General features: G+C 62.3%; 20 protein-coding genes, 1 tRNA gene and 2 pseudogenes. 16 read left to right on the forward strand and 7 right to left on the reverse strand.

Annotated features, from left to right (window positions below; genetic code table 11):
- Positions 1 to 566 precede the first annotated feature (566 nt).
- On the reverse strand, positions 567 to 920 hold the full coding sequence (locus tag XH98_RS02060; protein ID WP_271597197.1) for a hypothetical protein: 354 nt from the start codon (positions 918 to 920) through the stop codon (positions 567 to 569).
- A gap of 473 nt (positions 921 to 1,393) precedes the next feature.
- On the opposite strand from XH98_RS02060, the pseudogene XH98_RS02065 reads away from it, so the two are divergent.
- The 7 genes and pseudogenes from XH98_RS02065 to XH98_RS02095 form a co-directional block, all read left to right on the forward strand.
- Positions 1,394 to 1,762: pseudogene (locus XH98_RS02065) on the forward strand (PRC-barrel domain-containing protein); the annotation flags it as partial.
- Between the two features lie 51 nt (positions 1,763 to 1,813).
- Positions 1,814 to 2,149, forward strand: a pseudogene (locus tag XH98_RS02070) (PRC-barrel domain-containing protein); the annotation flags it as partial.
- A 216-nt stretch (positions 2,150 to 2,365) separates the two neighbouring features.
- Positions 2,366 to 3,595: a DUF1236 domain-containing protein gene (locus tag XH98_RS02075; RefSeq protein WP_271617657.1), complete on the forward strand. Its 1,230-nt coding sequence runs from the start codon at positions 2,366 to 2,368 to the stop codon at positions 3,593 to 3,595.
- Positions 3,596 to 4,381: 786 nt separating this feature from the next.
- A complete protein-coding gene (locus XH98_RS02080) occupies positions 4,382 to 4,777 on the forward strand; it encodes a hypothetical protein (protein WP_271617658.1) in 396 nt (131 codons plus the stop codon).
- Between the two features lie 56 nt (positions 4,778 to 4,833).
- Positions 4,834 to 5,220 (forward strand): PRC-barrel domain-containing protein, encoded by a 387-nt coding sequence (locus XH98_RS02085; protein WP_271597194.1) that lies wholly within the window; start codon positions 4,834 to 4,836, stop codon positions 5,218 to 5,220.
- Positions 5,221 to 5,234: 14 nt separating this feature from the next.
- Positions 5,235 to 5,444: a DUF308 domain-containing protein gene (locus XH98_RS02090; RefSeq protein WP_271617659.1), complete on the forward strand. Its 210-nt coding sequence runs from the start codon at positions 5,235 to 5,237 to the stop codon at positions 5,442 to 5,444.
- Positions 5,426 to 5,686 (forward strand): hypothetical protein, encoded by a 261-nt coding sequence (locus tag XH98_RS02095; RefSeq protein WP_271617660.1) that lies wholly within the window; start codon positions 5,426 to 5,428, stop codon positions 5,684 to 5,686. Before XH98_RS02090 ends, XH98_RS02095 begins: the two co-directional genes overlap by 19 nt.
- A gap of 7 nt (positions 5,687 to 5,693) precedes the next feature.
- On the opposite strand, the gene XH98_RS02100 is transcribed toward XH98_RS02095, so the two are convergent.
- On the reverse strand, positions 5,694 to 5,897 hold the full coding sequence (locus tag XH98_RS02100) for a hypothetical protein (RefSeq protein ID WP_271617661.1): 204 nt from the start codon (positions 5,895 to 5,897) through the stop codon (positions 5,694 to 5,696).
- A 424-nt stretch (positions 5,898 to 6,321) separates the two neighbouring features.
- Here XH98_RS02100 and XH98_RS02105 point away from each other — a divergent pair, with 424 nt between their 5' ends.
- The gene (locus tag XH98_RS02105; RefSeq protein ID WP_271617662.1) at positions 6,322 to 7,038 is read left to right on the forward strand and encodes a TMEM175 family protein; all 717 of its coding nucleotides are present in this window, start codon (positions 6,322 to 6,324) and stop codon (positions 7,036 to 7,038) included.
- Positions 7,039 to 7,261: 223 nt separating this feature from the next.
- Here the strand turns inward: XH98_RS02105 and XH98_RS02110 are convergent, their stop codons facing one another.
- On the reverse strand, positions 7,262 to 7,771 hold the full coding sequence (locus XH98_RS02110) for a cytidine deaminase (protein ID WP_271597189.1): 510 nt from the start codon (positions 7,769 to 7,771) through the stop codon (positions 7,262 to 7,264).
- A gap of 196 nt (positions 7,772 to 7,967) precedes the next feature.
- Between XH98_RS02110 and XH98_RS02115 the strand changes: the two genes are divergently transcribed.
- From XH98_RS02115 to XH98_RS02150, 8 genes are read left to right on the forward strand one after another with little or no spacing between them, the layout of a single operon-like run.
- Positions 7,968 to 8,234 carry a hypothetical protein gene (locus XH98_RS02115; RefSeq protein WP_271597188.1) on the forward strand — a complete coding sequence of 89 codons (267 nt, stop codon included), beginning with the start codon at positions 7,968 to 7,970 and terminating at the stop codon, positions 8,232 to 8,234.
- Positions 8,231 to 9,292, forward strand: a complete 1,062-nt coding sequence (locus XH98_RS02120) for a BMP family ABC transporter substrate-binding protein (protein ID WP_271617663.1) — start codon at positions 8,231 to 8,233, stop codon at positions 9,290 to 9,292. The genes XH98_RS02115 and XH98_RS02120 overlap by 4 nt, the downstream gene beginning before the upstream one ends.
- A 48-nt stretch (positions 9,293 to 9,340) precedes the next feature.
- Positions 9,341 to 10,894 (forward strand): ABC transporter ATP-binding protein, encoded by a 1,554-nt coding sequence (locus XH98_RS02125; RefSeq protein ID WP_271617664.1) that lies wholly within the window; start codon positions 9,341 to 9,343, stop codon positions 10,892 to 10,894.
- Positions 10,891 to 11,940 carry an ABC transporter permease gene (locus XH98_RS02130; protein ID WP_271597185.1) on the forward strand — a complete coding sequence of 350 codons (1,050 nt, stop codon included), beginning with the start codon at positions 10,891 to 10,893 and terminating at the stop codon, positions 11,938 to 11,940. Before XH98_RS02125 ends, XH98_RS02130 begins: the two co-directional genes overlap by 4 nt.
- Positions 11,937 to 12,830 (forward strand): ABC transporter permease, encoded by an 894-nt coding sequence (locus tag XH98_RS02135; protein WP_271597184.1) that lies wholly within the window; start codon positions 11,937 to 11,939, stop codon positions 12,828 to 12,830. Before XH98_RS02130 ends, XH98_RS02135 begins: the two co-directional genes overlap by 4 nt.
- A gap of 12 nt (positions 12,831 to 12,842) precedes the next feature.
- On the forward strand, positions 12,843 to 13,286 hold the full coding sequence (locus XH98_RS02140; protein ID WP_271597183.1) for a VOC family protein: 444 nt from the start codon (positions 12,843 to 12,845) through the stop codon (positions 13,284 to 13,286).
- A gap of 12 nt (positions 13,287 to 13,298) precedes the next feature.
- The gene (locus tag XH98_RS02145; protein WP_271617665.1) at positions 13,299 to 14,240 is read left to right on the forward strand and encodes a nucleoside hydrolase; all 942 of its coding nucleotides are present in this window, start codon (positions 13,299 to 13,301) and stop codon (positions 14,238 to 14,240) included.
- Positions 14,241 to 14,285: 45 nt separating this feature from the next.
- The gene (locus XH98_RS02150; protein WP_271617666.1) at positions 14,286 to 14,837 is read left to right on the forward strand and encodes a nucleoside 2-deoxyribosyltransferase; all 552 of its coding nucleotides are present in this window, start codon (positions 14,286 to 14,288) and stop codon (positions 14,835 to 14,837) included.
- Between the two features lie 159 nt (positions 14,838 to 14,996).
- Here the strand turns inward: XH98_RS02150 and XH98_RS02155 are convergent.
- The 4 genes from XH98_RS02155 to XH98_RS02170 form a co-directional block, all read right to left on the reverse strand.
- A tRNA-Lys gene (locus XH98_RS02155) sits at positions 14,997 to 15,072 on the reverse strand.
- A 168-nt stretch (positions 15,073 to 15,240) separates the two neighbouring features.
- Positions 15,241 to 15,819 (reverse strand): Spy/CpxP family protein refolding chaperone, encoded by a 579-nt coding sequence (locus tag XH98_RS02160; RefSeq protein ID WP_271617667.1) that lies wholly within the window; start codon positions 15,817 to 15,819, stop codon positions 15,241 to 15,243.
- A 208-nt stretch (positions 15,820 to 16,027) separates the two neighbouring features.
- Positions 16,028 to 17,029 carry a TRAP transporter substrate-binding protein gene (locus XH98_RS02165; RefSeq protein WP_271602680.1) on the reverse strand — a complete coding sequence of 334 codons (1,002 nt, stop codon included), beginning with the start codon at positions 17,027 to 17,029 and terminating at the stop codon, positions 16,028 to 16,030.
- A 188-nt stretch (positions 17,030 to 17,217) separates the two neighbouring features.
- Positions 17,218 to 18,780, reverse strand: coding sequence for a 2-isopropylmalate synthase (locus XH98_RS02170; RefSeq protein ID WP_057750443.1), 1,563 nt, complete (start codon positions 18,778 to 18,780; stop codon positions 17,218 to 17,220).
- Positions 18,781 to 19,044: the final 264 nt, after the last annotated feature.

Raw genomic sequence — 19,044 nt, forward strand, 5'->3', positions numbered from 1 at the left:
CAGGCGTCGATAAGTCGAGGCCTCTCGCGAGTGAGGACCTCACATCAACCATTTGGGCTTGCCCACGATCCGGCTCAGTTGTGCTCTTCCAGTTGAGCGGCGCTGCCATGGACCGGACAGTTCGCGTCGGGAGCCGCAAGCATGCCAGCGGACTCCAACTCCTCCGCCTTGGTCTCATGGCAGATCACGTGGCACGTGCAACCAAGCTGGATCGCTTCCGTGGTTCCCGGTGATGGCACAGAGTAGTGCAATGTGTGCGGTACGCGCATAATAGCCTCCGCTTCTTTGACATCATGCCGCTGCGGCGGTGTGCACCGGCTGACCGCTTCGACTGGTCCGCGCTATCTCGAGAAAGGCGCGAAGCTGTTGCACGACGGTCGGGCCGCTGAGCGATCAAACCGATTCCGTGGCGGCTACTTGCCGTTCGGACGCCCGCTGGGCAAGCCGATCGTACTCCTCGGCAATCTCCAGCAGGCGTTCGCGCGAGTGTCTCATGCTGAATTGCTCCGCCTTGTCTCTCGTCCTCTCAGCGCACGTCACGGAATCTACAAGGATCGCAGTCCAGATCACGTCATGCTGCCCGGCATGAAGCATCGAATCGTGATGCCCGACAGCCCCTTGATCGGCCACACCATCGCCCTGCCGACCCGGTTCGGCTCGGTGAGCACGGCATCATCGGGGACCACGATCCATTCGTTGTCGATGCGGACACGAAAATGACCGTCTTTCGATTCCCAATCCGGGTCGGCAATCGCAAGACCGTCAGTAACCGAACAACATGGACCTTTGCCGGACTTGAGACTATCGAACCATGGCTTGAGGGGAGATAGCGAATAGCGGCCGTCGTCACGGGCTTGAGCGGTGCCGATTAGCAGCGCGACGAGAATGATAAGGCTCAATCGGCGGAAGAAAGTTTCCATGATTGCGTGCCGAGAGCTGTTAAGGCCGCGAGCTGTGAAGGCTATGAGGATCGCGCCTAGCGGCTCGTGCTTTAAGCGAAGTTATATGATCCACCGGAGCCGGCCTTGATAACAGTCAACCTGGAAGATCATTTCCGCGGCTGTGGAAATGAACTTTCGTGTAGGTATTGGTTACGCACTGCTCCCTTTGGTCTCGCAGCTCGCACGCCATAGCGATTTGGCCGTTAGCAAGCGCGTGTGCAGTTCCGTCGCGCTCGCGAATGCAGCCCCCCATTCGCTTTAGGTTCCACAAGAGTTGGTTGAGGAAGCCATGCTTGCCGAACCCGGAGCAACGCCGACCTATCTGCAATGACGAGCGTCAATGCAACGAGCGCGATTGTAGCGTAGGTGCTGCAATAGAGTGCAACAATCAGCACCGGGGCCAAGCAACTGAGCGTCGCAAAGGCAGCCCGGTTGGCAATCGAGGAGACGATATGGTGACCACAATGCAACGCGCATCCGCGACCGAGCGCGGAACTACACCCTCTCTGATCGCAAGTGACCGCGTGGAAGGAACTGCGGTCTATGACGCACAAGGAAAGCGTATCGGAAAGGTCGAGCACCTCGTGATCGACAAATCCGGCGGTCGCGTCATCTACGCCGTGCTAAGTTTTGGAGGCTTTCTTGGTATCGGCGCGAACCACTACCCGATTCCCTGGCAGATGCTGGATTTCGATGAGGAGCTCGGCGGATACCGCGTGGGCATCACCGAACAGCAACTCAAGAACGCTCCGAAAGCCGGCCAAGGGGAAAGCTGGGAGCAAGCGAACCGTGACCGCGATGAAGAGGTTTATGGCTATTGGGAGCAACCCACACCAGACCAGACTTCGTCTCTCATATCTAGCGACCGCGTCGAAGGAATGCCGGTCTTTGACCTACACGGCAAGCGTATCGGCAAAGTCGAGCGCCTGATGATCGACAAGCTCACCGGCCAGATCGCCTACGCGATCCTGAGTTTCGGCGGCTTCCTCGGCATCGGCGAGGATCATTATCCGATACCCTGGTCGATGCTGACCTACAACGAAAAGCCCGATGGCTTCCAAGTCGAGATCACCGAAGAGGAGCTCAAGAACGCCCCAAAAATCGAACCAGGCGAAAACTGGGAGCAAACAACGCGAACCCGCAATCAGGACGTCTACGACTATTGGGAAGTCAGGTACTATTGGATTGTCGATTCCGATAGTCCGTGAGCATTATCGTTGGCTTCCTCGTGCAGGCACCCGGGCCTAATGTCATGCCCGGCTTTTGCGCCGCGGATCCAATGGAGTGTGAGGCGCTGATCCCACTTTTGAGCAAGCTGCATCAGATCACCCGGCACCGGTTGACCGTCGTCATGGTGGATCGAAACGCAGCTACCTAGATTACCCAATCCCGACGCGTGGGGGGAACCAACAGGAGATTCTCCCATGAGGATTAATTGGCTTTACACGACAGCGATGGCGTTGGTGATTGGCGCCGGTCCCGCCATTGCGCAATCGCCGGAAGGCTCGCAGAAGCGCGAAGAGAGCCCCCGCGCCCAGTCACCAGCATCTCAGTCTAGGGAAATGGACCGTCCAGCCGCCCCGTCGAAGGAGATGGATCGCGGCAGCGCGGCTGATCGCGTCAAGGAGCGCGCGCAGTCCGAGTCGAAGGGCAGCGCTAAGGACATGCAGCGCGGTGAGGCCCCGTCACCGGCCGAGCGCAGCAAGGAGGCGCAGAACCCGCAGGACCGCAACTCCAAGGAGCCGACCCGGGAGAGCCAGGATCAGCCCAACCGTGGCGAGCGCGCACCCTCGAGCACGGCGCAGCAGAAGGACCTGCAGCAGGGCCGCGATGCCAAGCCGGCTACCGACCAGAAGCAACAGGCTGAGGAAAAGCTGCGGGGCCGCGAAGGTCAAGCCAAGCAGGACCGCGCGCAGGACGCCACCCGGCCGGCCGATACGAAGCAGCAGCAGACCCAGCAGCAGATCGATCGCGATCGCAAGGAGCAACGCGAACAGGCCGTCCAGCCGTCCAAGTCCTCGCCGCAGCAGAGCTCGCGGCCGGCCGACAACACACAGACCCAGAAGACCGGCGAGGCGCCGGATCAATCGAACCGCCAGACTTCCTCGGGTGCGGTCGACGACGATCAGCGCAGGCAAGTCGTCGATCAGCTGCGGCGCGACAGGACTGTCACCAGCCAGAATCTCAATGTCCAGGTCAACGTGGGCACGCGGTTGCCGCGGGGCGTGCAGGCGCGTCGATTGCCGCCCGATATCGTGCGGATCATGCCGCAATATCGGGACTACGAGTACACGGTGATCGATAATCGCGTTGCCATTATCGATCCGCGGCGGCGCGAGGTCGTCGATATTCTGGACGACGGACCGGGTTACAGCAGGGCGGCCGCTTACAGCCGCGACCGTGTTGTCATCGACGATGACACGCGTAGGCGGTTCAGGGAAGTGGTACGCAGCTCCTCGACGACGGTCGGCTCGACCTCGCCTTCGGCCGGCGGAGGCGGAACCTCCGCGTCAAACTGTCTGTCGCTACGGCCGGTGCCGGAAGAGCTGGCGCGCAACCATCCAGAGCTCGCCAACTACCGCTATCTCGCTATCGGCGGCCAAGTGGTGCTGGTTGACCCGCAGCAGCAGAAGGTCGTCCAAGTGATCGACTAAAGCTGGCTGTTCTCCCTCTCTCCGTTCTTCACGGGGAGGGGTTGGGGTGAGAGGCTGCAGGTTTCCTGCGATATCCCGGCCAAACGCGCGCATTGCGAATGAAGGAGAGCGACATCATGGGCGTCCTCACCGACGTTCCCGCCACCAAGAAGGGCGCTGCTTAGCCCGCTCCCTCATCCTGAGCAGCCACCTTCTCGAAGAATCATGCCGCAAGCTCAATTCGCATCCTTCGAGAACCCGACGAGCCGCGCGGCCTTTTGGCTCTGGCCATTTGAGATGAGACCACTATGCCGGCCAGGAATTTAGATTCGGCGTTGCTGCCCGCCGACGGGATGCTTCGCGCCTTCGACATTCTCGCCAACGAAAGACCCCGAAACTCAGGACCGCGTAGTCGAGGCCGAGCGCGGCTCGCGGTGTTCCGGCAGCCATCCCCGGCAAGATGACGCGACAACGTGCAAAGAAGACGCCAGCGCACTCCGATCCGCCACATCCCGCTTAGCCGGCGACACTCTGGGTTCTGAGGGCGCGCTCGTGAGGCGCTAATCGAACTCAAGCGAGATCCAAGGAAAATTACTGCCGGCAGCTTGACAACGGTCAAGGCTCGATCCGCGCGCCGCGCGGAGATTGGTGTGACGACCGAACTGACGCGCGCACGCGTGCTGGCTGCAATGGTCGCCGACACAAATGTGCGTCACCGACGCAAAGGTGTCGTCGTTTGTTCAATCCCCATCGCTGGGACGCGCTCGAAAGAAACGGCTCGGATCCATCACAATCAAGGAGACCACCATGAATCGACTTCTCTGTTCCGGCGCCTTGCTCCTCGCCGTTCTCGGCAGTACCGCCGCCACTGCTCAGAACACAACCGACGCCACTCAAAGCAACAACCCTCACGGGACCCTGAACCCGGCGCAGCAGCAGATGGTCAGCAACAGCCTCTCCAGCACGCCATCGCAATCCGCGCCATCGGGCGCGCAGCCGCAAGTCGGTGACAAGGTTCCGGAGTCGATGTCCGCGCAATCCATGCCGCATGACGTTGCTGACCAAGTCCCCGAGGCGAAAGAACTGCTCTTTGTCAAGCTGCCAGACCGTATCCTGCTCATCGACCCCGACACCAAGCTGATATCCGAAATTGTCACCGAGCCGGCCACCACAGGGTCGACGGCCGGCAACCAGGGTCGGTAGGACCACGAGTGCCTCGGCCAACGGCCTGGCCCAACTTTGAAGGCGAAGGAGTTCTGATGAACATGCCTCACCTCCCGCTGCTCCTAGCAGCCACCTTGGCCGTCGCCACGCTTTCAATGCAGATCGACCACGCAGCGGCTCAAGAGATCGGGCTGACGCCTTTGGAGGCGACGGAGGTCGCCAAAGGCTATAATGCCGAGGCACTCAAACTGCGGTCTGTCGTCGGCGACAAGCACGACAGGATAGGAAGAATCCGTGACTTCATCTTCGGCAAAGACGGCAATATTTATGTGGTCGTTGCGGTAGACGATTCGACAGGCCTGTTTGGCCATCTCGTGGCCATTCCACTCCGTCAATTCAAGCTCGACGATTCGCCCGATGCCGTTCTGCCGGGCGCAAGCCGCACTGCGCTTGCAAAGCTGCCGGTTTATGGCGGGCCCTGACACCGCGGTGGTTGGTGCTCGGCGGATTGTGTTCGCTGATTTACGGGGCGCTCCTGATCGCTATGCCACTGATCGGTGCGGTCGTGCTCACGTGGTGGATGGGCGCCTATGCGCTCGTATTCGGTATTTCCTTGATCATTCTGTTGCTCCAGCTCCGCTACAGGGATCAGCATGCGGTCACGCCCAATACAGCGGGAACTCCAGCATGGGTGACATTTTTATGACTTCCGCCACACGCAGGTCAGGTCGGCCGGATGGTCCGCCACAGGACCGTCTGGTCAGTAATGCCGAAAAGGCCAATGGCGAAGAATTACTGCAGGAAAGCTTGATCGAAACCTTCCCGGCAAGCGACTCACCATGCTGGACCGCCTTGACGCGGGTCGGCCCGCCTGACCGAAAAGGCCACCATGTGAAGCGCCAAAAGAAGCGGCTTGGTCTCCCTCATAAAAAAGAGGCGGCCAACTAAGGCTGCCCTAGCCAGACCTACCCAAGGCCTCATTGATTACTTGCTTTGCCTCCTGAAATGCTGGCGAAACGCTAGTGGCTCGAATGTTCAAAGCCACCCAATCAATCTCCGGCAGGGTCGGGTCTGTTCGATAGATCGCGGCGTACCAAAGGGCGGGGTTGTTCGTGACCTGGATTTCGTAGCCGCGAAAGCTTTGTTGTTCGGTATGCATGTGAACTCTCCAAAGCACCCGCTCAGAACATGGGGGTCTGGGCGGTGCTCCAAAAGGGCCAAGCAATAGAATTCAAGAAAGGCCAATCAACTAAACCGGGAATAAGAAAGGCAGTAGCCCGCAAGGGGCTTTACTCCTCGTAGAAGATGAGGCGCTTGTTCGAATGTTGCTTGTCCAGGAGCAGCGTTAACGTTTACCGCCTACGATGCGCATAGACCCGTTCCAAGAAATGGAAATGCTAGGCGCATGGGCTTCCCTCCGAGACGCGAAATATACCACTAGCTCCGCATGCCTGCGGGCCGGCCGTACTCTGACAGTTATCATTGAAACGCCCGGGATAGGCCCCATTCTTGTTCAGTCCTCCGGTACAGCGCGAGTACTCTTCGTGAAAAATGAAGGCACATCGAGGCAGGATGTTCGTCGCATGGCGACAGCGATAGAAACGTCGCAATGGCCGCAGGTACGGCTATCCGGTACCGATCGATTGGAGACCTTTAGCGACGGCGTACTCTCAATAACGATCACGCTGCTCGTCGCCGAAATCGTCCGGCCCGAACATGCACCCGGTCAACTCCTGAACAGGCTGGCCGAGCAATGGCCCAGCTACGTCGCTTTCCTCGCGTCATTCTTTTACACCGGAGTCATCTGGCTCAATCATCGCGCGGTGTTTGCCCGCGTGCGCTACTGCGACCGCGGCCTGCATCTTGCCAACCTATTTCTGCTGCTGACATCCGGGCTTATCCCGTTCCCGACCGCGATCCTTTCGTCCTCCATGCAGACGGGCAATGATTTTGATGCAAGGATTGCCGTCGTGCTCTATGCCGCCATCGCCGGCAGCATGTGCCTGGCGTGGCTCATCTTGTTTCACGTTTTGAGCATTCATCCATGGCTCGTCGAGCACCACATCGGCTCTGATTTTTTTCCCAAGGAGCGGTTGCGCGCCATCCTTGGCGTCGTCTGCTACACGGTGGCGGGCGTTGCGGGCCTGTCGATGCCGAAGCTCGCTTTGGTCATCTTCCTGGCGCTGCCGATCTTCTACGGAATCACCAGCGAAGGCCTCACGGAGACCCGGATCCGCCTGCAGTTTGGCAAGGCCCAGCGCGAAGCTGCGATCAAGCGCGACGCAAACCGCGCCGGATAGCTGCTATGGTGTCTTGACTGTCTCTTCCTTCGCGGTGTGCGCCGCGCTATCCAGTCCTGCCACATCGCCGGATCAGACCGGAGTTCCATCGCCCCATGCCAAGCCGGCAAGCAGGAACGTGATCTCCTCCCGAGGCGTGCCGCACATGCTGCCATCGACGCGCGCTGCGCTCAGGATGGTCGCGGACGACAGATCACCGCTTTCTTTTCTAACCTACATGAGCTTACTTCTTCGCGTAAGTGCTCACATCGATGCCCAGATTGGCGGGACCGAAGGAGTCCGGCAGCAACTCGGAAGCCGAAGACACTTTGCATTTGCTGAGATCGCCATTGCAACTGATGACCCGAATATCTGTGGCAGATGCTTGGCTTGCCTCGAGGATAATCTGGCGACAGCGACCGCACGGAGCGACGATGTCGATGCCCCTAGCCGGATCGTCTGACGGGTATCCTACCACGGCGATGGCGTTGATATTGAAATCGCCGGCTGAATTCGCCGCAGAAACGGCAGAAACTTCAGCACAAATCCCGATGCCGTACGAAGCGTTTTCCAGGTTCGCACCAACGTGGACTCCACGCTCGGTGCGCACAGCAGCCCCAACAGAAAATTTCGAATAGGGCGCGTATGCGTTCCGCGCGACCTTGGCCGCTTCGTGGCAAAGATGCCGGTCCGACGGCTCGAGCGCCGAAACAGGGACAATACGATCAACGGAAGGTCTTTCTGGGTCGCTCATCGATTGCTCGCTTCCGGTTGCGTGTCTTATGAAATCAGCGAATTTCAGGTCCTACAGCACACAATTTAGGCGCCGCCGGAAATCCTGACAACTTGAACAGAGCGGGCGTTTTGGTCAGGATCCAACTTGACAAAGGTCAACGTTCTGGTGAGGTTTTTGTAAATCCGCCGCAACGGCAACGGCGCGGGGATGGCGGATGGTGATTTCGGTCAAGCGCGCGCAAATGCAAATGGAGACCGAACTTGACCGGCGTTCGATGATCGACGGCATCGGCATAGGGCGCAAGTTCATCGCGCAAGAGGCGTTCGATCGAGACCATCCGAGCTCGGGACGCGATAGTCACAAACCCGGCGCATCTTTCATCGGTCACGGGCATGGCGCGGGCCTGACCCTCGCGCCGTTGCGCGCTGTTTTCCGGCGCGCGCCGACCGGGGCGCGCCATTATGCAGGGAGAGTACGGTGAGCCAGTCTTTCGATCTGTCGAAAAGTCCATTGACCGACCCTTCGCGCCGCGATGCCCTCAAGGGCGGCGCGGCGGCGGTGCTCGGACTGATGGCGGCGCTCGCGCCGTTCGAAGCGCAGGCCGCGGGCGACCTCGTCGCGCTCGTCCACACGCAAGCGGCCGGCGACAACGGCCCGGTCGATTCTATGATCGCCAAGCTGCAGCAGCTCGCCAAGGACAAGGGTTTTGCGACGCGCATCGTCTACGCCTCCGATCCCGCCACTTACGAGACGATCTTCCGCACGCTCGGCGACGCCGGTGCCTCGGTCGTCGTCTCGACCTTCAACGAGGTCGGCGAGCCGTTCAAGGCGCTCGCGCCGACTTATCCCAAGACCAAATGGATTCAGCTGTTCGGCGACCCCATCACGCCGCCTTTGCCCAATGTCGCGACCATATCCTATGACTATTACCTCGGCTGCTACCTCTCTGGGCTGTTTGGCGCGCTGATCTCCAAGACCGGCAAGCTCGGCTATATCGGCGGCATTTCACTGCCGCCGCTCAACGCGGACGCCAACGCGATCAAGGCCGGCGCGACGTCCGTCAACGCTGCGGCGACGCTGAACGCCGCCTTCGCCGGCTCCTTCCAGGACCCGGCGAAGGGCCAGGAAATCGCTACCCAGATGTATCAGGGAGGCGTCGACTATATTCAGACGGACTCGGCAGCGACCGACGCGGGCATCATCGCCGCGGCGAACGAAGGCGCGGGCCGCCTGGTGGGTGCAATTTCTCCGGCGCAATACAAGCTCGGGCCCAAGACCGTCGTCACGCTCGTGGAGCTCGACTTTGGCCAGTCGCTCTATAACGAGGTCGTGCGCACCCTCGACGCGGCGTGGACCGGCGGTCACGTCGCCACGGGGCTCGGCACGGGAGTGATCGACTTCGTTTTGTCGCCTGTATTTCTAGAGCAAGGCCCGCCCGACATTGTCGCCAAGGCGAAGGCGGCCTGGCCGCAGATCGAGAAGGCCAAATCCGCCATCCTCGCCGGCTCGTTGAAAGTGCCGTTCAACACCACTTTGTAATCCAGGACGCTCGTGCAGCTCGACAGGGATCGCGGACCCATAACGGACATGCAGGAGCCTGCTCTCGAGTGCCGAAGCGTCTCCGTCACGTTCGGCCCTGTCACAGCGCTGTCGCAGGTGAGCCTCCGTTTCGAAGCCGGCCGGGTCCACGCCGTGGTGGGGCAGAACGGAGCGGGCAAGACCACCTTCGCCAGGGTCGTTGCCGGTCTGATCCGGCCGCAATCCGGCGAGGTGCTCGTCCAAGGCAGGCCGGTGGCTGCGGGCAGCGTGAAGGGCGCGCGTGCGGCGGGCGTCGAACTCGTGCACCAAAGCTTCGCTCTGCCGCCGAGTTTCACGATCTGCGAGGCAATGGAGTTCGGCGCAAAGGGGAATCGTTCCGCCTTCACGCGTCGCCAGCTCGAACGACGATGGAACGGCCATCTCGCCTCGCTCGACATTTCCGTGGACAGGCGCCGCCGGATTCGCGACCTGCCGGTGGAAACGCAGCAGGGCGTGGAAATCGCGCGCGCCTTGGTGACCGACGCGCGCGTGCTGATCCTGGACGAACCGACAGCGGTTCTGTCGCCGTCCGGCGCGGAAAAATTGTTCGATCGCATTCGCACGCTCAATGCGCGCGGTGTGACCGTCATCCTCATCCTGCACAAGATTCGCGAGGTTCTGGCGATCGCCGACACCGTGACCGTGCTGCGAGGCGGCAAGTTGATCGCGGCGACGATGCCGGTCGGCGAGACGGACGCCGCTCAGCTCGCGGAAAAGATCATCGGCTCGGCAAGCTCGCAAATGCTTTCGCCTGACGACGCCAAGGCGCTCGTCGGTGCGGAGAGCGGCGGCGGCGAGCCGGGCCACGCCGCGGTCGTCGCCGCTCCCATGCTCGAATTGCGAAATGTCGCAACACGCGGCGACAATGAAGGACCGGCGCTGCGCGACGTCTCGCTCGTCATTCGCCCCGGCGAGATCGTCGGCGTCGCAGGCGTCGAAGGCAACGGCCAGCGGACGCTGGTGAGAGCCATCGCGGCGCTGGTCGAGGTGACGCAAGGTGAAATCAAGCTGGACGGAGCCGCGGTGACGGGCGTGGCACTTGGCGATCGCAGGAACCGGGGACTGCGCATCATCCCATTCGAGCGCAACACCGAGGGCCTCAGCCTTTCGAGCGCGCTGTGGGAGAACTGGTCGGCGCGCCAGCTTCTGCGCTCGCCTCTGTTCCAGTTCATCAATCCGCATCGCATCCGGCGCGACAGCGAGGCCGCCTTCAAGGCGTGGGAGGTGCGATATGCATCAACAGGACAGAGAGCGGGTTCGCTCTCCGGCGGCAACGCCCAGAAGGTGATCCTCGCGCGCGAGATCGACGACGAGGCGCGGCTGATCCTCGCCGCCCAACCGACGCGCGGGCTCGACATCGGTGCGACCGCCTTCGTCTGGCGTTCGCTGCGCGCTGCGCGCGACCGAGGCTGCGCTGTCCTGTTGGTCTCGTCGGATCTCGACGAATTGTTCGACATCAGCGACCGTATCGTAGTGATGCTGTCAGGCGCCGTGGCTGGAGAATTCTCAGCCCCCTACGACATCGCGCGGGTCGGCGCGACCATGACAGAGGCGCGCCCATGACGGGGAGATTGACGGCGAGATTGATTCCCTTCGTCAGAGCGCTGGTCTTCATCGTCGCTGCGCTCGCCCTCTGCGGCATCATTTTCCAGTTTGCCGGATATTCCGCTTTCTCGATGTTTCAGAACATCGTCGATGGCGCTTTCCTGAGGCCGGGCGCGTCCCTGCAGAGCTTGCGCTGGGCGCTACCCTTGTTCATCACTTCGGTCGGTGTCTCCATCTCGTTCCGGTGCGGCTATTTCAACATCGGAGCGCAGGGACAGTTCTACATCGGAGCGATATGTGCCACGTTCACGGCAACTTGGCTGAACGATGCGCCGGCCTTCGTTCTGACGCCGCTCTGCTTCCTCGCGGGCATGGCTGGCGGTGCGCTCTGGGCGTTCTGGCCGGGCTGGCTGCGCCTGCGATCGGGGACCGACGAAGTCATCACGACGCTGATGGGCAACTTCATCGCTGGGCTCATTCTCGTGTACGTGACGACCGGACCGCTGAAGGACCCGTCAGGTAGCGGCCAGCAATCCTCGAGCCGTCCATTGAAGGCAGCCTATCGGATCAGCGATTCGCTGGGTGTTTCGCCCGTCATCGTCGTCATCGCGCTGGTCGTGGGCGTCGCCATGTGGCTGCTGGTCAATCGCACCGCGTTCGGCGTGCTCGCGAGCCTCGCCGGCCGCAATCCGACGATGGTGAAATGGCAGGGCGCGCGGGTATGGCGCCTCGGACTTGCCAGCTTCCTCATCAGCGGCGCGCTGGCGGGCCTGTCCGGGGTCATCGAGGTCTTCGGTCCCAATGGCCGGCTGGTTGGCGGGTTCCTGCCCACGCATGGCTTTACCGCGATCCTCATCGCCCTCGTCGCCAGTCTGTCCGTCGTCGGCATAAGCTTCGTCAGCCTGTTCTTCGGCGGTCTCGCCTCCGCCGCGCTTTATTTACCGATCATGGCGGGCCTGCCGGCGGCGGCGATCGACATCGTCAACGCAGCGATCGCTCTGTTCATCACCGCCAAGTCCGAATGGGTCGACCGCCTGCTTCGGCTGGGGAACCCGCCCTCATGAACGATATCATCATCGCCATCCTGCGCTCGGGTACGCCGCTCGTCTACGTCACGCTGGCGGGCGTGCTCGCACAGCGCTCCGGCGTCTGGCACCTGGGCCTTGAAGGCGTGATGATCGTCGGCGCATGCGCCACCATTCTCGGCATCGTCGCCACTGGATCGTTCGCCCTGGCGATGCTGATCGCTTGCCTCGCCTGCGTGATCACTTCGGCGCTGCTGTGGTTCGTGATCGAGAGGCTGAAGGCCAGCCCGATCATCGCCGGGCTCGGATTGACGGGGCTCGGCATCGGGGGCACGGCGCTCGCGATCCAATCGATCTTCGGCAGTCAGGCCGCTGTCACCGCCCCGTTCGGCGTGCCCAGGCTGGGGCCCGCGTTCGGCCCTTACGGCATCCTGTCCGTCTTCGTCCTGGCAATGCCCTTCGTCGTCTTTGCGCTCTGGGCACTACTACGGCGCACACGGTTCGGCCTTCAGCTCGCGGCGGCGGGCGAGCATCCTTTCGCAGCGCGCAGTGTGGGCGTGAACCCTTCGGCGATGCGCCTCATTGCGCTCGTCGGCGGCGGCGTCCTGTGCGCGGTCGGCGGGGCGGAGCTTGCGGCGGGAAGCCTGCAGATCTTCGCGCAAAACATGACCGCCGGTCGCGGTTTCATGGCGTTCGCAGCGGTCGTGTTCGGGGCCGGGCACCCCATCGGTTCGGTCCTCGCCGCGCTCTTCTTCAGCGTCGTCGGCGCGGTCGGCATCCGCGCGCAACTGGTCTTCGGCGACGCCGTGCCGCACGACCTGCTGCTGGCGCTTCCCTATTTGGCGACGGTCTTTGGCGTCTGGCTCAGCGGTCAGCTGCGCGGCGGCGCCAAAGCGGCGGCAGACTTTGCCGAACTGCGTGACTACTGAGGACGACACAGGATGGAATTTGCACAACGGCACGCCATCACCGACACCTGCATTCTGGTGCGCGATCTCGAGGCCTCGATCGCGTTCTACCGGGACAAGCTTGGCTTCGCTCTTCAGCGCCGCGCGCCGGGCTTCGCCGACTTTACCGGCGCCGGCCATACGCTCGCGCTATGGGAACGCACACATATCGCCGCCAATACCGGCGTTCCGGTCGACCTCGACGCGTCAGCCGGTGTCCTGATTGCCGTCAGGCTGCCGGACGCGGCGTCGCTCGAGGCTGTATATGCAGAGCTTTGCGCAAAAGACGTCGCCTTCATTCGGCCGCCCGCCAATTATCCCTGGAACGCGCGATGTGTGTATTTTGCGGGTCCGGATGGCGAACTGTGGGAGCTCTACGCCTGGCTCGCCGGCGGCGCGCTCGGCGACATCGCGCGCGACGTTGCGCCACGACAATGAGGGAGGCGCTCCATGGCGCGCAAGATCATTATCGATACCGATCCCGGCCAGGACGACGCCGTGGCGATCCTGATGGCTCTTGGCTCGCCCGAAGAGCTCGACGTGCAGGGACTAGTGACGGTGGCGGGCAACGTGCCGCTCTCGCGCACGACCGACAATGCGCGAAAGATCCTGGAGCTCGCGCAGCGCACCGACGTGCCGCTTCATGCCGGATGCGCGCGTCCCATGCGCCGAAAGCCGGTCACCGCTGAACATGTGCATGGTCCAACCGGGCTCGACGGCCCGTCGCTGCCGGCGCCGACGATGAAGGTCCGTGAGCAGCACGGCGTGCTTTTCATCGTCGACGCGCTGCGAGCGGCGAAGCCGGGCGAGATCACGCTGGTGACGCTCGGGCCGCTCACCAACATCGCCATGGCGATGGTCCTCGCGCCCGATATCGTCGAGCGCATCGCGGAAATCGTGATGATGTTCGGTGCCTATTCGGAAGGTGGCAACATCACGCCGGTGGCCGAGTTCAACAGCTACGTCGACCCGGAGGCCGCGGACGTCGTCCTGAGCAGCGGCGTCAAGATCACGATGGTTCCGCTCGACGTGACGCATCAGTGCCTGAGCACCAGACCGCGCCTTACGGCCTTTCGCGACATCGGCAACGCCTGCGGCATCGCGACGCGCGAGATGCTCACCTTCTCGGAGGGGTTCGACATCAGGAAATACGGCTGGGACGGCGCGCCGCTCCACGATCCCTGCGTGATCGCTTATCTGCTGGCGCCAGAATTGTTCGGCGGCAAACAGGTGAACGTCGGCGTGCAGACCGGCGACGGGCCCACGGCAGGCATGTGCATCGTCGACTGGTGGCGCGTGACAGAGAAGCCTGCCAACGTCCTGTTCCTTCGCGAGGTCGATGTGCCGGGGTTCTACAAGCTCCTCACCGAGCGGCTCGCGCGTCTGCCATAATCGTTCCCGTCCGCCTCGAACTGATCCGACCTGCGGAGACGTGTCATGACAGTAACAGCCTATCTGGCGGGGCCTGACGTGTTTCTCCCGAACGCGGTCGAGCACGCCGCACGGAAGGTGGAGATATGCCGACGATTCGGCTTGCAGGGTCTCCCGCCGCTCAATCAGGATATCGAGACCGCCGCCAAGGCGCTGGACGTCTGGCAATCCATTTACGAGAAGGACATTGCGATGATGGAACGATGCGACATCATCATCGCCAACCTCACGCCATTCGGAGGCGCATCCGCCGATGCGGGTACCCTGATCGAGGTCGGCTGGTTTCTCGGAAGGGGTAAGCCGATCTTTGGTTACTCGAATGTGTCCGAGAGCTTCGAGCAGCGGATGCGGAGGCAGCTTGGCGACGGCTGCGCGAACCTCGGCATCGAAGGTTTCCATCTGCCGGACAATCTGATGATCGTCGGCGCCGTCTCCAGCGGCGGATGCCCGATTTTTGTTCCCAGGGACGGCGAAGCGCGCGGCATCGACGCGCTGGACGTGTTCGAGGCCTGCGCAGCCGCCGCGGCGCACGTTGTTGCCGATCAGAAGGAGCGCTGACGAAGTGCTTGCGGTCCTGCAGCCGTCCGCCGAGATCTTTCGCCATGCCCGATATTCTCGGGAGTACTTGGGGAGGTAACAGTAGTTAGTTGGACGTCGAAAGCGTCCAACCGAAGGTGCCGTTCTGAGGCACAAACCTGCCAAGCAATTGATTTTGCTTGGTGGGCGCACCAGGGCTCGAACCTGGGACCCGCTGATTAAGAGTCAGCTGCTCTACCAACTGAGCTATGCGCCCGAAAGGCGGTCAATGCCTTGCGAGGCCGGTCGTTTAGCAAAGCGATCCGGGTCTGGCAAGCGATGCGAGGCATGTTTTCCAAGGTTCTTCCACAGCCCCCGGAAAGGCGAAAAGCCGCTGGATTCCAGCGGCTTCGCAGAGGTTAATGCCGGCGAAATCCCGGTTCGCTCAGAGCCGGCCCTCCCGGTCGGCGCCCTCGTCCCGGTCGCCGCCGCGCATGTGGTCCATGCCGTGATCCATCATGCGGTCCATGCGCTCCCTGAAACGGTGGGGCGGGCCGTCTTCGCCGCCGCCGAACGGGCCGCGATGGCGGGTCAGCAGGGCAAGACGGCGCTTCTGACCGTCATCGAGGCTCTTGTAGAGCGGATCGGCGGCATCGGCGATCTTCTTCAGGGCCGCCGAGCTCGCGCCCATGTCCTCGGCGCGCTGGCGCAAGCGGGCAACCGGGTCATCCGGCTTGTCGGGGTCACCGGGACCATTCATCCGCGCATTGGCGCGGTCGAGCCGCAGCTTGGCGAAGTCGCGGACCGCGGCCTCGACCGGCGGCCACAGCTTCTCCTGATCGGCGTTGAGCCTCAAGCCGGCATGGACGGCAGCGATACGCGCGTCGACCAGGGCGGCGCGGTCTTCCGGATTCATGCGGATGTGGTGGAAGTGCTCCATCCACGGGCGATGAAATTGGGCATAGACCGCGCCCGAACCGGCGATGCTGAGCACGGCGATGGCGGCGATGGTGAACTTCTTCATCCGAACCTCCTCTGGAAGGATACCCTGAAGATGAGCGTCGTAAGGCCCGTGCGCAACTTACAACTTGGACAGGAAGCCCGTTCTTACGAGATGTAACGACTATGAATTTTGGTTCAGCCGCAACCGGAAATCGTTCGCAACAAAGAGCTTCCGTGCCGCTCGCACGGAAGCCTCGTCCATCGTTCATCCAGACTAGTTGGTCGTGCTGTTAATTAGTAGTGCTCCTGGCTTCCTTCTGGAATTCGTCGATCAGCGGCTGGCCGACGCGGCTCGCGGCGTCCTTGTAGACCGGCTCCATCGCCTTGCGCATCGCTTCGTCCTGCTCGCTGGTGAGCTTGATGATTTCGCTCTTGCCGCTCTTCTTGATCTCGGCGAGCGCGTCGTCGTTTTCCTTCTGCGACTGCGCGTTGTTGAAATCGGTCGCTTCCTTCATCGCCTTCGCGAGCTGGTCGCGGATGTCGGCCGGCAGGTCGTCCCAGAACTTCTTGTTCACGATCACGACGTAGCCGATATAGCCGTGATTGGTCTCGGTGATGTACTTCTGCACCTCGTGCATCTTCTGGGTATAGATGTTCGACCAGGTGTTCTCCTGCCCATCGACCACGCCGGTCTGCAGCGCCTGATAGACCTCGCCGAACGCCATCACCTGCGGCAGCGAGCCGAGCGCCTTGAACTGGGCCTGCAGCACGCGCGAGGACTGGATGCGGAACTTGACGCCCTGATAGTCCGCCGGCGCGATGAGCTTCTTGTTGGCGCTCATCTGCTTGAAGCCGTTGTCCCAATAGGCAAGGCCGGTGATGCCCTTCGGCTCGAGCAGCTTGAGCAGCTTTGCCCCGAGCGGGCCTTCCGTCACCTTCCGCAGCGTCTTCAGATCAGGGAGGATATAGGGCAGGTCGAACACCTCGAACTCGCGGATGCCCAGCGGGCCGAACTTGGAGTTGGACGGCGCCAGCATCTGCACGCTGCCGAGCTGAAGCGCCTCGAGCTCTTCCTTGTCCTTGTACAGCGTCGAGTTCGGATAGACCTCGACCTTGACCTTGCCATTCGTGTACTTCTCGGCGAGCTCCTTGAATTTTTCCGACGCCTTGCCCTTCGGCGTGTCGGTCGCGACCACGTGGCTGAATTTGATGATGATGGGGTCGGCGCTGGCTTGGCCGGCAAGGCCAAGTGCCAGTGCCGCGATGGACGCCGCGATCGCGAAGGTACGCATAATCTCTCCCTGTTGTTATTTGGGCCGCCCGCGCGCGGACGGCCGATCTTTATGCCGACAGCACCAATAGCGGCTCGCGCATCGAGCCGCTATTGGCCGTTCGCAGGGCAGCTATTCAACGCGAATGCCGCTGTACTCCCTCTCCCGCAAGCGGGAGAGGCGAAAGGCCACTCACAGCAGAGCGCTTCTCAGCTCGCCGCGGCCGTCGTCACGGTGTCGCGCTGGCGCTTCATGACGATCTTGTTGAGCGCGCCGAGATAGGCTTTGGCGGACGCCACCAGCGTGTCCGGATCCGCCGCGCGGGCCGTCATCGAACGTCCCTCCTGCGACAGCCGCACCGAGACTTCGGCTTGCGCGTCGGTGCCTTCGGTCACGGCGTGGACCTGATACAGTTCGAGCTTGGCCTCGTGCGGCACCAGGCGCTTGATGCAGTTGAACACCGCGTCCACTGGACCGTTGCCCTCGGCTTCCTCGATCTTGATCTGGCCGTCGACATCGAGCTTCATGGTCGCGCGCTGCGGGCCATGAGTGCCGGCGATTACGGTGAGCGAGGTCAGCTTGATGCGGTCGTGCGAGGCCGCCATCTCCTCGTCGACCAGCGCCTCGATGTCCTCGTCGTAGATATCCTTCTTGCGGTCGGCGAGCGCCTTCATTCGCGTGAACGCATCTTCCAGCTGGTTCGGCCCGAGCTTGTAGCCCATCTCCTCCAGCTTGTGCACGAAGGCATGACGGCCGGAATGCTTGCCCAGCACCAGCGAGGACTGCTTCAGGCCGACCATCTCGGGCCGCATGATCTCGTAGGTCGAGGCATCCTTCAGCACGCCGTCCTGATGGATGCCGCTCTCATGCGCGAACGCATTCCGGCCAACGATCGCCTTGTTGTACTGGACGGGGAACGAGGTTGCGGCCGACACCACCTTCGAGGCGCGAGTCAGCTGCGTGGTGTCGATCTTGTTCCAGTAGGGGAATTTGTCGTTGCGCACGTTGATCGCCATCACGATCTCTTCGAGCGCGGCATTGCCTGCGCGCTCGCCGATGCCGTTGATGGTGCATTCGACCTGGCGGGCGCCGCCGACGACGCCGGCCAGCGAGTTCGCGACCGCCATGCCGAGGTCGTTATGGCAGTGGACCGAGAACACGGCCTTGTCGGAGTTCGGCACGCGCTCGATCAGCGTCTTCATGAAGTGGGTGTATTCCTCCGGCACCGTGTAGCCGACGGTGTCGGGGATGTTCACCGTGGTCGCGCCGGCCTTGATGACGGCCTCGACGATGCGGCACAGATAATCCATCTCGCTGCGGGTGCCGTCTTCGGCCGACCATTCGACGTCGTCGATCTGGTTGCGGGCGCGCGCGACCATCGCGACCGAGGTCTCGATCACCTCCTCGGGGGTCTTGTTCAGCTTCACCCGCATATGCAGCGGCGAGGTCGCGATCACGGTGTGGACGCGGCCGCGTTTCGCAAACTTCACGGCCTCGGCGCAGCGGTCGATGTCGGCCGGGTGCGCACGGGACAGGCCGGCGATGACGGCATTCTTGGAGCGGCGGGCGATCTCGCTCACCGCCTGGAAGTCGCCCTCGGAGGTGATCGGGAAGCCGGCCTCGATGACATCAACGCCCATATCATCCAGCAGTTCGGCAACCTCGAGCTTCTCCTCGAAAGTCATGGTGGCGCCGGGGCATTGCTCGCCGTCGCGCAAGGTGGTGTCGAAAATGATGACGCGGTCCTTGTCGGACTTGTTCACGGAGGCCATTCTAAATTCCTTTTGAGCTTTCGCGCCGTCAGTCTTAGGGGCGCCTGAGGTGTCCGGTGATCTCGACCAACCCCTGAGTGCCCAGGCGCGCAGCGCCCAGCCGGCCCTCAGGGGCAGCTAAGAAGAAGCCCGCCAAGAAGCAGGGTGGGCAGCGCGGCCGGGATCGCGGCGGCGGCCAGAGCCACCTCCCCAGAAATCCCATCGATTTGGCCGCGAATCAGCATTGCCAGACCCTTTTGAGCCCCAAATCCTCGGTCAAAACCG

The organism is Bradyrhizobium sp. CCBAU 51745, from assembly GCF_028128715.1.
GTDB lineage: Bacteria > Pseudomonadota > Alphaproteobacteria > Rhizobiales > Xanthobacteraceae > Bradyrhizobium > Bradyrhizobium manausense.